Annotated in this window: 10 protein-coding genes; 5 read left to right on the top strand and 5 right to left on the bottom strand. The window is 65.4% G+C overall.

Annotated features, from left to right (window positions below):
• Positions 1–132 precede the first annotated feature (132 nt).
• A complete protein-coding gene (locus BLU17_RS05340; RefSeq protein WP_091995493.1) occupies positions 133–2,019 on the top strand; it encodes a potassium transporter Kup in 1,887 nt (628 codons plus the stop codon).
• Positions 2,020–2,118: 99 nt separating this feature from the next.
• Here BLU17_RS05340 and BLU17_RS05335 read toward each other — a convergent pair whose 3' ends face one another.
• On the bottom strand, positions 2,119–4,467 hold the full coding sequence (locus BLU17_RS05335; RefSeq protein ID WP_091995491.1) for a Tex family protein: 2,349 nt from the start codon (positions 4,465–4,467) through the stop codon (positions 2,119–2,121).
• A gap of 189 nt (positions 4,468–4,656) precedes the next feature.
• On the opposite strand from BLU17_RS05335, the gene BLU17_RS05330 reads away from it, so the two are divergent.
• The 3 genes from BLU17_RS05330 to yoaA all read left to right on the top strand — a co-directional run bounded on the left by BLU17_RS05330 (position 4,657) and on the right by yoaA (position 8,320).
• A complete protein-coding gene (locus BLU17_RS05330; RefSeq protein WP_425434069.1) occupies positions 4,657–5,658 on the top strand; it encodes a colicin transporter in 1,002 nt (333 codons plus the stop codon).
• Positions 5,659–5,745: 87 nt separating this feature from the next.
• Entirely contained in the window at positions 5,746–5,979 is a 234-nt protein-coding gene (locus tag BLU17_RS05325) for a DUF465 domain-containing protein (protein ID WP_091995489.1), read from the top strand.
• 76 nt (positions 5,980–6,055) lie between these two features.
• Positions 6,056–8,320: a DNA repair helicase YoaA gene (gene yoaA / locus BLU17_RS05320; RefSeq protein ID WP_091995487.1), complete on the top strand. Its 2,265-nt coding sequence runs from the start codon at positions 6,056–6,058 to the stop codon at positions 8,318–8,320.
• Between the two features lie 168 nt (positions 8,321–8,488).
• Here yoaA and BLU17_RS34500 read toward each other — a convergent pair whose 3' ends face one another.
• Complete coding sequence (locus tag BLU17_RS34500) at positions 8,489–8,758, bottom strand: hypothetical protein (protein ID WP_425434064.1); 270 nt, start codon at positions 8,756–8,758, stop codon at positions 8,489–8,491.
• A gap of 231 nt (positions 8,759–8,989) precedes the next feature.
• Positions 8,990–10,222 (bottom strand): cupin domain-containing protein, encoded by a 1,233-nt coding sequence (locus BLU17_RS05305; RefSeq protein ID WP_091995483.1) that lies wholly within the window; start codon positions 10,220–10,222, stop codon positions 8,990–8,992.
• A 32-nt stretch (positions 10,223–10,254) separates the two neighbouring features.
• Here BLU17_RS05305 and BLU17_RS05300 point away from each other — a divergent pair, with 32 nt between their 5' ends.
• Positions 10,255–10,803 carry an FKBP-type peptidyl-prolyl cis-trans isomerase gene (locus tag BLU17_RS05300; protein ID WP_091995481.1) on the top strand — a complete coding sequence of 183 codons (549 nt, stop codon included), beginning with the start codon at positions 10,255–10,257 and terminating at the stop codon, positions 10,801–10,803.
• Positions 10,804–10,813: 10 nt separating this feature from the next.
• Here BLU17_RS05300 and BLU17_RS05295 read toward each other — a convergent pair whose 3' ends face one another.
• A complete protein-coding gene (locus tag BLU17_RS05295) occupies positions 10,814–12,163 on the bottom strand; it encodes a hypothetical protein (protein ID WP_245746729.1) in 1,350 nt (449 codons plus the stop codon).
• Positions 12,164–12,263: 100 nt separating this feature from the next.
• Positions 12,264–14,951, bottom strand: a complete 2,688-nt coding sequence (gene mutS / locus BLU17_RS05290; RefSeq protein ID WP_091995476.1) for a DNA mismatch repair protein MutS — start codon at positions 14,949–14,951, stop codon at positions 12,264–12,266.
• Positions 14,952–14,962 lie beyond the last annotated feature (11 nt).

Here is a 14,962-nt window from a genome sequence, read left to right as displayed (position 1 = left end):
GGCATCTGGGGCCGGTGCTAAACTGCGCGGGGGCAAGTTATGTCGCAGTGCCGCGACGACGGCTCGGATTCCTCCGCAGCCCGGTTTAGAATAGCGCTCGTTTTTTCCGCCTCGAAACGGATTACCGCGTATATGACAACTAGCACACACGTGGCCAAGCAGCCGCTACCTACTCTTGCCGTGGCGGCCATCGGCGTGGTGTTTGGCGACATCGGCACGAGTCCGCTGTATTCGCTGAAAGAGGCGTTCAGCCCGTCGCACGGGATTCCGCTCAACGATACGTCCATTCTGGGCGTCATCTCGCTGCTGTTCTGGGCGATCATGATCGTCGTGAGCGTCAAATATGTCCTTTTCGTGATGCGTGCCGACAACAACGGCGAAGGCGGCGTGCTCGCGCTCATGGCGCTCGCCATGCGCTCTTTCAGCCGCAAGAGCAAGTCGGCCGCGCTGCTCACTGCGCTCGGCATCTTCGGCGCATGCATGTTCTATGGCGACGCCGTCATCACGCCGGCCATCTCGGTGATGTCGGCGGTCGAAGGTCTCGAGATCGCCGCGCCCAAGCTCTCGCATCTGGTGCTGCCGCTCACGATGGTGATCCTGATTCTGCTGTTCTGGATCCAGCGGCACGGCACCGCGCTCGTCGGCCGCCTGTTCGGCCCGATCATGGTGCTGTGGTTCGTGACCATCGGTGTGCTCGGCGTCTCGCGCATCGTGCAGGCGCCGGGTGTCATCGCCGCGCTCAGTCCGTATTACGCGGTCAGCTTCATGGGCGCGCACATGCTTCAGGCCTACGTGGTGCTCGGCTCGGTCGTGCTGGTGCTGACCGGTGCCGAAGCGCTCTACGCCGACATGGGCCACTTCGGTGCGAAGCCCATTCGCTGCGCCTGGTACACGCTCGTGATGCCTTCGCTCGTGCTCAATTACTTTGGGCAAGGCGCGCTGCTGATGCAGAACCATCGCGCGATCGAGAATCCGTTCTTCCTGCTCGCGCCGGACTGGGCGTTGCTACCACTCGTCGTGCTTTCCACGGTCGCGACCGTGATCGCCTCGCAGGCCGTCATCTCCGGCGCGTATTCGCTCACGAGCCAGGCCATCCTGCTCGGCTACGTGCCGCGCATGAAAGTGCTGCACACCTCGGACCTCGCCATCGGCCAGATCTATGTGCCGGTCGTGAACTGGATGCTGCTCGTCATCATCCTGTGCATCGTGGTCGGCTTCAAGAGTTCGGACAATCTGGCCGCCGCCTACGGTATCGCCGTGACGGCGACCATGGTCATCACCACGGTGCTCGCGAGCGTCGTGATGGTGAAAGTGTGGAAGTGGAACAAGGTGCTCGTCGCGTTCATCATCACGGGCTTCATGGCCGTCGATCTGGGCTTTTTCGGCGCGAACCTGCTCAAAGTCGAGGAGGGCGGCTGGCTGCCGCTCGGCATCGGCGCGCTGCTGTTCTTCCTGCTGATGACGTGGTTCAAGGGCCGTATGATCGTGAAGGACCGCACGGCCGCGGACGGTATTCCCCTCATGCCCTTCCTGCAGGGACTGCTCGCGCACCCGCCGCATCGCGTCTCGGGCACGGCGATCTACCTCACGGGCAGCGAGTCGCTCGTGCCGGTGAGCCTGCTGCATAACCTGAAGCACAACAAGGTGCTGCACGAGCGCACGATTTTCCTCACGTTCGTGATCCGCGACATTCCCTACGTGGCGGACGCCGACCGCGTGACGGTGAAAGACGTCGGCGGCGGGCTCTATCTCGTGAAGGCCGATTACGGCTTCAACGAAACGCCTGACGTGCAGGCCGTGCTCGAAGAGATCGAGCGCACCCACAACATGAAGTTCGAGATGATGGATACGTCGTTCTTCCTCGCGCGCGAGACGGTCGTGCCGACCCAGTTGCCCGGCATGTCGATCTTCCGCGAGCGCGTGTTTGCATGGATGCATCAGAACGCCGCGAAGCCCACTGATTTCTTCAGTATTCCTGCAAACCGCGTGGTCGAACTCGGGACCAAGATCGAGATCTGACCGTTTCCGTTTCGATCGACAACAAAAAAGGCGCCGCGGCGCCTTTTTTGTTGTGCGCGCAACGTGAACCGCTGCGGGTTCACGCGCGTTGCGCGGACATCAGCGTTGCTTGAGCTTCGCGAATGCCGCCGCCATCGCGCCCGCCGGCTCGGCGTCGCGTGAACGCTGGCCGCCGCGGTTGTCACGGCCGCCGCCGCGGTTGTCGCGGTTGCCCGCCTGGCTCGCGCCGCCGCCGTTGCGCGAAGCGCCGGCGCTCGCGGGATCGTCGTCGAGACGCATCGTGAGCGCGATGCGCTGACGCTTCACGTCGACGTCGAGCACCTTCACTTTCACGACCTGGCCGGCCTTCACGACTTCGTGCGGGTCCTTGATGAACTTCGTCGACATGGCCGAGACATGCACGAGCCCGTCCTGATGCACGCCCACGTCGATGAACGCGCCGAACGCGGCTACGTTCGTCACGACACCTTCAAGCAGCATGCCCGGCACGAGGTCCGACACCTTCTCGACGCCTTCGCGGAACGTCGCGGTCTTGAACTCGGGGCGCGGATCGCGGCCCGGCTTTTCCAGTTCGCTCAGGATGTCGCGCACCGTCGGCAGACCGAAGCGTTCGTCGACGAACTCGGTGGGCGAAAGGCCCGAAAGCGCTTCGCGGCTGCCGAGCACCTCGCCGATCGTGCGCTTGATCTTCGCGAGCATGCGCTCGACGACCGGGTACGCTTCCGGGTGCACCGAGGAGCGGTCGAGCGGGTTCTCGCCGCCGTTGATGCGCAGGAAGCCCGCGGCCTGTTCGAAGGTCTTGTCGCCCAGTCGCGGCACCTTCTTCAGATGCTCGCGCGAAGGGAAGGGGCCGTTCGCGTCGCGGTAGTCGACGATATTGCGCGCGAGCGTCGAGTTCAGGCCCGACACGCGGGCGAGCAGGGCGACCGAGGCCGTGTTCGCATCGACGCCCACGGCGTTCACGCAGTCCTCGACGACGGCGTCGAGCGAACGCGCGAGTTCGCGCTGGTTCACGTCGTGCTGGTACTGGCCCACGCCAATCGCCTTGGGCTCGATTTTCACGAGCTCGGCGAGCGGGTCTTGCAGGCGGCGCGCGATGGAAACGGCGCCGCGCAGCGAAACGTCGAGATCGGGGAATTCCTTGGCCGCCAGTTCGGATGCCGAATAAACGGAAGCGCCCGCTTCGGACACCACGATCTTCTGCAGCTTCAGCTCGGGATGCTTCGACATCAGCTCGCTCGCGAGCTTGTCGGTCTCGCGCGAAGCCGTGCCGTTGCCGATGCTGACGAGCTCCGCCTGCGTCTGCGCGGCAATGCGCGCGAGCTTTGCGATCGAGCCGTCCCAGTCGCGGCGCGGCTCATGCGGGTAGATCGTGTCGGTCGCAAGCAGCTTGCCCGTGCGGTCGACCACCGCCACCTTCACGCCCGTGCGCAGGCCGGGGTCGAGGCCGATCACGGCCTTCGGGCCCGCCGGCGCGGCGAGCAGCAGGTCCTTCAGATTGCGCGCGAACACGCGGATCGCTTCGGCTTCGGCTTGTTCGCGCAGGTTCGTGAGCAGCTCGTTTTCGAGGTGCGGCTGCACCTTCACGCGCCAGCACCAGCGGCAGACGTCGGAGAGCCACTTGTCGGCCGGGCGGTTCTGGTTCGCGATGCCGAAGTGGCGCGCGATCATCGCTTCTCCGGGATGCGGCACCTGCGCGTCGAGTTCGCCGCCAAGTCCGAGCTTGACCATCAGCACGCCCGCGTTGCGGCCGCGGAAGAGCGCGAGCGCACGGTGCGACGGGACCGTCTTGATGGTCTCCGAATAGTCGTAATAATCGCGGAACTTCTCGCCTTCCTCGTTTTCCTTGCCTTCGACCACGCTCGACGTCACCACACCCTGGTTATGCAGCCAGTCGCGCAGCTTGCCCAGCAGTTCGGCCGTTTCGCCGAACTGCTCGGAGAGGATGTCGCGCGCGCCGTCGAGCGCGGCTTTCACGTCGGCGACGCCTTTCCCGGCGTCCACGTATTGCGCGGCTTCCGTTTGCGGATCGAGCAGCGGATTCGCGAGCAGCGCGTCGGCGAGCGGCTGCAGGCCGGCTTCGCGGGCGATCTGCGCGCGCGTGCGGCGCTTGGGCTTGTAGGGCAGATAGAGGTCTTCGAGGACCTGCTTGCTGTCGGCGGTTTCGATGGCGCTGCGAAGTTCGTCGGTGAGCTTGCCTTGCTCCTCGATGCTCGCGAGGATCGCGGCGCGGCGATCTTCGAGTTCGCGTAGATAGAGCAGGCGCTCTTCGAGCGTGCGCAGCTGGGTATCGTCGAGGTTGCCCGTGACTTCCTTGCGGTAACGGGCGATGAACGGAACGGTCGCTCCTTCGTCGAGAAGCTGCACGGCGGCTGCGACCTGGCGTGGCTGCACGGTCAGCTCGGTGGCGATACGCTGGACGATCTTGAGTGCTACGGTTTCCGTCATAGGGTCTGGATATTCCTGCGAGGATCGGTTTGCGGTCGGGGATTGCGTTCCGGCGGCCGGTCCGGACTCGGGCGCCCGGAACCTCAGGTGCTTCGGGGCGTTGCCGGGTGGGCGCCGCCGGCCGGTGGAGCGGGGCATTTTGCCATAAATGGCGGAGCGCTCAACTCGGGGGGTGTTAGAATTTCAGCCATGTTCCGCTGCCCACCGAAGACGTTGACGACCTCCCGCTTCTCCGCCGTTTCGCCCCTTGCCCGGTTTTGCGCGCCTGCTGGCGTTGCCCGGCGGTTCACCGCCCTAGGGGCGATTTGCACCATCGCGCTGAGCTTCGGGGCGAGCGTTCCGGCCCTCGCGCAAACGGTCGGGGTGCCCGGGCCGTTGGATCTGCAAGGTGCGCCGGCGGTGCAGGCCGCGCCGGCAGGCAACGCGCCGCTTGCGGCGTCCGATGTTGCTGGCGCCCCGGGGGCTCAGACGTCGCAGCAGAACGACTTCGACGCGCGGCAACAGGTGCTGGATCGTCGGACCGCGGAGAACAATTATCAGTTTGCAGTCGCGCAGCACAACTGTTACAGCACGTTCTTCGTGAATCATTGCATCGGCAAGGCGCGCGACAAGATGCGTGTCGTGCAGGCGGATATTCGCCGCGAACAGCTGGCGCTCGACGACGAGAAACGCACCGCGCATGCGCAGCAACGCGACCAGCAGGCAGCATTGCAGCGCGCGCAGGACGAGGCCAATGCGCCGCAGCGCGCCGCCAACGAAGCGGCGAGCGCTCAGGCGTACGAACAGAAGCAGCGGCAGCACGCGCTCGACCAGGCGCAGCGCGAGGCGGAGGCGCCGCAGCGCGCCGCGAACGAGCAGGCGTATCAGGAAAAGCAGCGGCAACATGCGCTGGCCCAGGCGCAGCGCGAAGGCGGGCAATCGCAGCGTGACGCGAACCAGGCGGCCTACGACCAGAAGCAGGCGAACTATCAGAAGCAACTGGACGAAGCGCGTCGCCAGGGTGAACAGAAGGCGCAGGAACGTGCCGACAAGGCGCAGCGCTTCCAGCAGAAGCAGGAAGACGCGGCCAGGCATAAGGCTGACGTCGAAGAACGTCAGAAACAGGCGGCCGGGAAGGCGCAGGAAAAGCAGCAGCAAGAACTGCAGCAGCAACAACAACTGAAGCAGCAGCAACAGCAGCAGGACCAGTAGTACGAGTAGCACGCTTTTTCAGCCGGACAGCAACCTCAGGCGCGTCGTTCTTCGCAAGCGCGCGCCGCATATGTCGAGGAGGCGAGCATGCGCGAGCATCGTGAAGTCAAGGCCGAGGTCCTTCGTGACCGCATTCTGCAACTGGAATCGGAGCATGGCGATCTGGACCGCCTGATAGACCGGATGTCCGATACCGCAGACTACGACGATCTCGAACTGCAGAGGCTGAAGAAGCGCAAGCTCAAGGTCAAGGACAACATTATCCTGCTGCAACTGCAGCTGGACCCCGATTCAACGAAGACTTCGGACGGGCACGCCTGATCCCGGGTCCTGGCAGGCGCCGGGGCGCGGCAGTCGGCGGGCCGCGCCCTTCCGGACCGAGCAGGAACCGCTTGCCTTGAATTCAAAGACCGTTTCCCGTTCCCGGCCCGCGCGCGAAGGCGGCGCGCCGGAGGCCGACGCGCGCGCCGCGGCGCCCGAATTGAGCGCCCGCCGCGCGGCCGAGCTCGAGGAGCTTTTCGCCGCCGACGGCTTGCTCGCTCGCGAGATCGACGGCTATCGTCCGCGCGCCGCGCAGATCGAAATGGCGCGCGCAGTCGCGGCCGCGATGGAAGCCGCGGCGCAGTCCTTGCCCGAACCCGCGATGTTCGAAGCCCAGTCGCGTCCCGCGCGGCGGCTCGAGCGTGGTGCGCCCCAGGCGGCGCAGCCGGGCGCCGGGGAAGCCGCGCACGCCGCAGCCGAAGCGGGCGACAACACGCTGATCGTCGAGGCCGGCACGGGCACCGGCAAGACCTACGCGTACCTCGTGCCGGCCATGTTGTGGGGCGGCAAGGTGGTCGTATCGACGGGCACGAAGCACCTGCAGGACCAGCTCTTCGCGCGCGATATCCCCACGGTGCGCGACGCGCTCGCCGTGCCCGTGAGCGTCGCGATGCTCAAGGGGCGCGCGAACTATCTGTGCCACTACTATCTGCAGCGCACGGCGGACAACGGCCGGCTGCCGTCACGCCAGGAAACGGCCTATCTGCAGGAAATCGTGCGTTTCGCGAAGATCACGCGCTCAGGCGACAAGGCCGAGCTCGCGAGCGTGCCCGAGACCGCGGCGGTATGGTCGATGGTGACGTCCACGCGTGACAACTGCCTCGGCCAGGAGTGCCCGCATTACAAGGACTGCTTCGTGATGCAGGCGCGTCGCGAGGCGCAGCAGGCCGACATCGTGGTGGTGAATCACCATCTGTTTTTCGCCGACATCATGCTCCGCGATACGGGCATGGCCGAGCTGCTGCCGAGCGCGAACACGATCATCTTCGACGAAGCGCATCAGTTGCCCGAAACGGCGACGCTCTTTTTCGGCGAAACGCTTTCCACGGCGCAGTTCCTCGAGCTTGCGCGCGATTGCGTGGCCGAAGGCCTGGGCCATGCGCGCGACGCGGTGGAGTGGGTCAAACTCGGTGCCGCGCTGGAGCGTGCCGCGCGCGACGTGCGGCTCGCGTTCAAGGAAGATTCGCTGCGCCTCTCGATCGCGCAGTTGCCGGTGGATCACCCGCTCTTCGATGCGCTCGACACGCTGCAGACCGAGTTGGGCGCGCTCGCCACGGCCCTTGCCGGGCAGGCGGAACGTGCCGAATCGCTTGGCGCGTGCCTGCGGCGCGTGCGCGAGCTGCAGGGCATCCTCGCGGGCTGGACGGTGCCCGAAACCTCGTCGCCAGTGCGCGAAACCCGCAAGTCCGGCGCCGACGAGCGTGAAGAAAACGCCCCCGCGGCCGACGGCTCCGACGAGAAAGTTCGCTGGATCGAAGTGTTTTCGCATACGGTCCAACTGCACGAAACGCCGCTTTCCGTGGCTCCGATTTTTGCGAAGCAGCGCGCCGGCGTGCCGCGGACCTGGATTTTCACTTCGGCGACGCTTTCCGTGCGCGGCGATTTCACGCACTACGCGGCGCAGATGGGCTTGAGTTCGCGGCGCTCGATGACGCTGCCAAGCCCATTCGACTATCCCGCACAAGGGCTTCTCTACGTGCCGCGCAATATGCCGCAGCCGTCGTCGCCGCAGTTCACGGATGCGGTGTTCGATGTGGCGCTGCCGGCAATCGAGGCGTCGGGTGGCGGCGTATTCATGTTATGCACGACGCTGCGCGCCGTCGACCGCATCGCGGCGAAGCTGCGCGACACGATCGAGGCACGCGGCTGGAACACGCCGCTTCTCGTGCAGGGCGACGCGAGCCGCACGGAGCTGCTTGAGCGCTTTCGCGCCTATGGCAACGCCATTCTCGTGGGCAGTCAAAGCTTCTGGGAAGGCGTGGACGTGCGCGGCGACGCGCTTTCACTCGTCGTGATCGACAAGCTGCCGTTCGCGCCGCCCGACGATCCGGTGCTGGCGGCGCGCCTCGATGCGCTGGCGAAAAAAGGCCTGAGCCCATTCGCGGTCCACCAGCTTCCGCAGGCGGTCATTACGCTCAAGCAGGGCGCGGGGCGTCTGATTCGCGCGGAAAGCGACCGCGGCGTGCTGATGATCTGCGACACCCGTCTCGTCGACAAGCCGTACGGGCGGCGCATTTGGCAAAGCCTGCCGCCATTCAAGCGCACCCGTGACGTTGAGGTGGTGAAGGCGTTCTTCGAAGAAAAGAGCGAGGCGGCGGAAGAGTCGGGCGCCGGGCGTTAAGCAATGCGCGCGCGGCGCATAACAAAAAAGCCACGAACGTGAGTTCGTGGCTTTTTTGCTTGCCCGTCGTACGCCTGACACGCGATTGACGCAAGCGCCAGGCTATACGGCGATTCGCTTCGACGCTCGCCGGAACCAGGGTCCCAGGCGAGCTCGCGCGAATGCAACTTATTGGCTTGCGCCCGAAGCAGCAGCCGGAGCCGAAGCGCCTGCGTCCGAAGCAGCAGCGCCAGCCTCCGAAGCAGCGGCGGTAGCCGAAGCAGCAGCGTCGCTCGCAGCAGCAGCGTCCGAAGCAGCAGCTGCGTTATCCGAAGCAGCAGCCGGTGCCGAAGCAGCAGCAGCGTCGCTAGCCGGCGCAGCAGCTTGGTCGCTGCTCTTGTTGCACGCAGCCAGTGCAACAGCTGCCAGCAGGGATGCTACGAGGAGGGATTTCTTCATGATCACGTCCTTTTATGGTTAAAGGTAAGCAACAGCGCAAATAATACCGGTAAATGTGCCCCAACACCGACCTGAGCCGCTGGTGGAGACGCACTGCAAGAGCGTGAATCTTCCCTACGGCCTGGCCGGGAATTATAGGCACTTTCGTATCGACCGTCGACAAATCCGGGGACAATACGTTGTCTTTCTCATACAAGCACTATTTTAATACGGTATAACAGTCCGAAGCGCTTAGGCAAGCACCCCGACCCGTATCCAGCCCGCACGATACCACTCGTGTAGCAACACTGTCATACATGAATCGTGTGAGAGTGTTACAAAGCGTTTCCCGTCCATAGAGCGGCTGTCGGCCAGTGCCGGTAGCCACTTTCTCGCTTCTTTGAGCAAGTATTGTTCCCCGTTCAGGTAATACGACCGCGAATCGTAAAGCAGGATCGTCCTGCGGTCGAGTGTTATCCCATATTTTGCGGCTCGCGTAACGAAACGGGCCTCGTCGAGCGGCTTCTCCGGGGCGTCGAAGACGACATTCGCTTTCGGTTCGGAGAGCCAGGAGCCCACGAACGAAGATACGTCGGCGTCGCTCCAGCGCACTTTAGCAAGCACGGCGCCAACGCGCTCCACGAGTGCCGGCGGCAACTGGGCGGGATGCGTCACGGCCGGCTGGTCGGGGTCGCGGTAGAGCGTGGGTTGACGGTTGCCGTCATCGGTGCCGCGCTCGGCGAGCCAGTAGAGGAACTGGCTCGTCAACTCGCTCGTGGAAGGCGAACGAAAGCCGATCGAGCATGTCATGCATTCGCCCTCGGCAATGCCGTCGTGTGCGATGTGCGGCGGCAGGTACAGCATGTCGCCCGGTTCCAGCACCCACTCCTCCTCAGGCTGGAAGTTCGCGAGGATCTTGAGCGGCAGGCCTTCCTGCAGCGACAGGTCGCGCTGCGCGCCGATGCGCCAGCGGCGCTTCCCGTGAACCTGCAGCAAAAAGACATCATACGAATCGAAGTGCGGGCCGACGCCACCGCCATCGGATGCGTACGAGATCATGAGGTCGTCGAGGCGCGCATCGGGCGCGAAGCGAAAGCGTTCGAGCAGCGCGCGCGCACGGTCGTCGTGCAGATCGACGCCTTGCACCAGCAGTGTCCATTGACGCGTCCTGGGCGTGGGCAACTCGTCCGGCGAGAACGGACCGTGCTCGAATGCCCAGCGGCGGCGGAAATGCGTGATGAGGCGCGACTCGACATCATCGCTGTCGGCAAGGGCGAAGAGTTCGTCGCGCGTGAGCGGGGCTTCGATGTCGGGGATCGCCTGGCGGATCAAGAGCGGCTTTTTCTGCCAGTATTTGCGCATGAACTGCGCCGGAGTCAGGCCGCCCAGGAGCGGCGTGGGGACATCGGGCGCGGGGCATGCCGGGGGGAGGGAGGCGCGCCGCTTGCGCGCGTCCACCGGGTGGTCTGGGGACCGCTTCGGCATCGTATAATGTGGTCTGTAATCTGGAGGATCGAATGAAAATTGCAAAGGACACCGTCGTGTCGGTCGCTTACAAGCTATCGGATGCGCAGGGCAATCTGATCGAGGAAAGCGACGAGCCGATGGTCTATCTGCACGGCGGCTATGATGGCACGTTCCCCAAGATCGAGGAAGTGCTGGATGGGCAGGAGCCGGGCTTCGAGACCCAGATCCAGCTGGAGCCGCAGGACGCCTTCGGGGAGTACGATCCGGAACTCGTGAAGATCGAGCCGCGCAATCGCTTTCCCGAGCCGCTCGAAGTCGGCATGCAGTTCGAAGGCACGCCTGAAGAGGGCGACGAAGATCTCGACACGCTCATCTATACGGTGACGGACGTCGCGGAAGACAAGGTCGTGCTCGACGGCAATCATCCGCTCGCAGGCATGGCGCTGCGTTTCGCGCTAACGGTCAAGGAAGTGCGTGAAGCCACTGACGACGAGATCGAGCATGAGCACGCGCATGGCGCAGACGGCCTCGAAGTCGTCGACGAAGACGAAGAGGAAGACGACGGCGACGAAGGCGCTTCGAAACCCACACTGCACTGATCCACGCTGATCAGTGTGCAAAGCCGCCCGACGCAGGTGCGCCGGGCGGTTGCCGCCGGCCCGCTCCACCGCTTTCGCCGCTGCCGGCGTTTGCGCCATTCAGGCCGTTCTGGCCATTAGCGTTATTCATACCGTTCGGACCATGTAGTCCATTCTGGCCGCCCTGCGCGGGCCAGGCTGGCATCAGCACGCCGTTACCGGTGGGCGGTACACCGGAATCTGGCGCGCTTCCCGGCGTGCTCTGGGGCGGCGGCGTGACGTCGGGCGATTGCGGCATGCCGGGAATCTCGGTCACGTCGGGCATCGACGAGACTTCGGGCATTTCCGGCATCGCGGGCGACTGTCCTGCGCCCAGCGTACCCTGCGATGGTTGTACAGGCTGCGGAGCCAGATGTTTTGGCACGTCGCGCACGCTCACGCGCAGCGGCGTGCCGCGCGTCATGTCGGCATCCACCTGCAGCCATTGCGTGAGCGGATCGCGCAGCGAGAACGCAATGCGCGTGACGTTTTCTATCCTCGCGCCTTTTTCGTTGTGCAGCGGTTGATCGATCGTGAAACCGTGCGTGAGCTTCGAGTCGTCGGCGTTCACGAGGATCACCGGGCCGCGGAAGGTCTGGGCGAGCTTCACGAGGCTGCGGCGCAACTCGAGATAGCCGTCGCGCGGCGCACGGTGAAAACGCAGCCATGCGAAGCGCTCGGGTCGCTCATAGTGCTCGGGCATCGCGTCGCCCTGCATGAAGATGATGATCGCGCGCGCGTTACGGCGCTTCGCATATTCGGCCGCATGCTCGAGCCAGAAGCTGTTGGCGATCACCCGGTCTTCGAATTCGCCGTTGCGCCCGCCCGCATTGAGATAGTGATTGTTGCCGGCCGGCGCGTTCACCCCTATGAACACGGTGTCGCCAAGTTGCCAGCGCACATTTTCGCGATAGGGCCTGAAGCGCGAGACTTCGCTTTCTCGTGTAAGCGCGAAGGGGTTCTGGCCGAGCGAATTTGGGTCGGCGAAGAAGTTCTGGCGCAGGAAATCGAGCCGCTCGGCCGGATCATAGGCGCCCGACCCGTTCGCGCCGCAGGTTACCCAGTCCCGTTCGCCCGGCACGAAGACGAGCGGCACCCGCGACGTGTCGAGAATGTCGTGACGCCGCTCGTAGAGATGGTCTGCGCAAGCTTCGTGCACGCCTTTGAGATTGCCGTCGTAGACGATAAAGGCGATTTGCGGATCGCGCCCGATGGCGTCGAGGAGGCGTCGCGCAGCCGCTTCGTCGTTTTGGGATGCAAGCGCGTTCGCCACGACCGCGAAGGCATAGCGCGGGGACTGCGCGTGCGCGGCACGCGGCGAACCAAGCGATAACGCCAGCATCAACGCACATGCCATACGGCGCATAATTTTCAGATAGCACGAGCCGAGGCGGCCGCGGCCCGGCGGATGCGGTGGCCGCGGTGGCGTCGCGAGGCGACGCTCAGCGTTTCGCGTCCGGCGCCGTGGCCAGTTCATGCAGTTCGTACAACAGATCGAGCGCATCGCGCGGGCGCAACTCGTTCGGATCGAGTTCGCGCAGCCGTTGTGCGACCAGCGTTGCGGCGGGATCTTGTTCCTCAGCGGGCGCGGCGCGATCCTCCGCGCAGGGTGGCTCGTCGTCGTAATCGGTGGCGGGTGCCGCGAAGAGGTCGAGTTGCGGAGTAGGTTGTCCGGCCGATTGCTGCTCGAGGTGCACGAGGTGCTTGCGCGCCGCGCGGATCACGGCAGCCGGCACGCCAGCGAGCTGCGCGACCTGCAGGCCGTAGCTCTGGTTCGCCGGGCCTTCCTGCACCGCATGCAGGAAGACGATGCCGTGACCGTGCTCGACGGCCGAAAGATGCACGTTCGCTGCCTGCGGAAACTCTGCGGGCAATTGCGTGAGCTCGAAATAGTGCGTGGCGAAGAGCGTGTGGCAGCCGTTGCTCGCGAGCAGGTGCCGCGCAATCGCCCATGCGAGCGCGAGGCCGTCGAACGTCGACGTACCGCGTCCGATCTCGTCCATCAGCACGAGGCTTTGCGGCGTGGCGTCGTTGAGGATGGCCGCAGCTTCGGTCATCTCGACCATGAAGGTCGAGCGGCCGCCCGCGAGGTCGTCGGCGGCGCCGATGCGCGTGAAGATGCGGTCGATCGGCCCGAAGCGCGCCCGCTTCGCGGGCACGTAGCTGCCCACGTAGGCGAGCAGCGCGATCAGCGCAGTCTGTCGCATGAAGGTCGATTTACCGCCCATGTTCGGGCCGGTGATGAGCAGCAGCTTGCGCTCTGCGTTGAGCGCGCAGTCATTGGCGATGAACTGCTCGACCTGCGCTTCGACCACGGGATGGCGGCCTTGCTCGATCTCGATGCCGGGCGCTTCCGTGAACGTGGGCGCGTTCCAGTCGAGGGCGCGGGCGCGTTCTGCGAATGCCGCGAGCAGATCGAGCTCGGCGAGCGCCGCGGCCACGCGCTGGCAGTCGGGAATGAACGGCAGCAGTGCTTGCAGCAGCGCGTCGTAGAGCGATTTTTCGCGCGCGAGCGCGCGTTCCTGCGCCGAGAGTGCCTTGTCCTCGAATGTCTTGAGTTCCGGCGTGATGTAGCGCTCCGCGTTCTTGAGCGTCTGGCGGCGGCGATAGTCGTCGGGCACCTTGTCGGTCTGGCCGCGCGTGACTTCGATATAGAAGCCGTGCACCTTGTTGTACTCGACGCGCAAGTTGCCGATGCCGGTGCGCGTGCGTTCACGCGTTTCGAGGTCGAGCAGGAACTGGCCGCAGTTCCCGGAGATGTCGCGGAGTTCGTCGAGTTCGGCGTCGTAGCCGCGCGCGATCACGCCGCCGTCGCGCACCATGGCGGCGGGCTCGGGTGCGACAGCGCGTTGCAGGAGCGCAGCGCACTCCGCGGGCGGTTCGAGCGCCTCGGCGATGTGCGCGAGCGAAGTCGCCGCGCCGCTTGCGGCCGCGACCTGCTGGCGCAGCGCGGGCAGCGCGGCGAAGGTGTCGCGCAGGCTGGACAAGTCGCGCGGCCGCGCCGAGAGCAGCGCGAGACGGCCCGTGATGCGCTCGACGTCGGCAATCTGGCGCAAGGCGCCGCGCAGCGTATCGACGCTCGCGTGCGGCGGCGCTTCGAGCAGCGCGCCGATGGCCTGTTGACGCAACCGCGCGACCGCCGCCGCCCGCGGCGGGTGATGGAGCCAGTGACGGAGCAGGCGACTGCCCATTGCCGTGCTGCAGGTGTCGAGCAGCGAGCAGAGCGTGGGCGATTCGGTGCCGCGTAGCGTTTCGGTGAGTTCGAGATTGCGGCGCGTGGCCGGATCGAGCCCGATGTATTCCGATTCGGCTTCGACCTTCAGGCTGCGCACGTGGCGCAGTTGCTGGCCTTGCGTGGCCGCCGCGTAGAGCAGCAGCGCGCCGGCCGCACCGCAGGCGCTCGTGAGCGTTTGCGCGCCGAAGCCGTCGAGGCTCGCCACGTCGAGCTGGTCGCACAGGCGTTGCTTGCCCGAACTGACGTCGAAGTGCCACGCGGGTACCCGCGTGAGCGCCCCCGTACCGGCGGGCGGCGCCCAGGCGGCGGTTTCCGCCGGCATTTCGGCGACGAGCATTTCTGCCGGCCGAATGCGTTCGAGTGCCGTCGCGACCTGTTCGGGCGCAACTTCCGCGAGACGCAGCGCGCCGCTCGCGAGATTGAGCCATGCGAGGCCGACGTTGACGGTCACGCCGCGCCGGTTGTGCCCGGGGCAGACGGCCATCAGGTAGACGTCGTTCTTGTCGGACAGCAAGGCGGCGTCTGTCAGCGTGCCGGGCGTGACGACGCGCACTACCTTGCGCTCGACCGGCCCTTTCGAAGTGGCCGGGTCGCCGATCTGCTCGCAGATCGCGACCGATTCGCCGAGCTTCACGAGCTTCGCGAGGTATTGCTCGACGGCGTGATGCGGCACGCCCGCCATCTTGATGGGATTGCCCGCCGAGGCGCCACGCTGCGTGAGCGTGAGGTCGAGCAGGCGCGCGGCTTTCTCGGCGTCTTCGAAAAAGAGCTCGTAGAAGTCGCCCATCCGGTAGAACACGAGCGTGCCCGGGTGGTCGGCCTTGATGCGCAGGTACTGCTGCATCATGGGGGTATGTTGCGCGCTGTCGGCTGCGCCGGCGGTATGTGTAGCCATCCTCGGTGTCT

The organism is Paraburkholderia lycopersici, from assembly GCF_900096975.1.
GTDB classification, from domain to species: Bacteria; Pseudomonadota; Gammaproteobacteria; order Burkholderiales; family Burkholderiaceae; genus Paraburkholderia; species Paraburkholderia lycopersici.
Note: the sequence above shows the minus strand (reverse complement) of the source record. Positions and strands in the feature narration are given on the sequence as shown.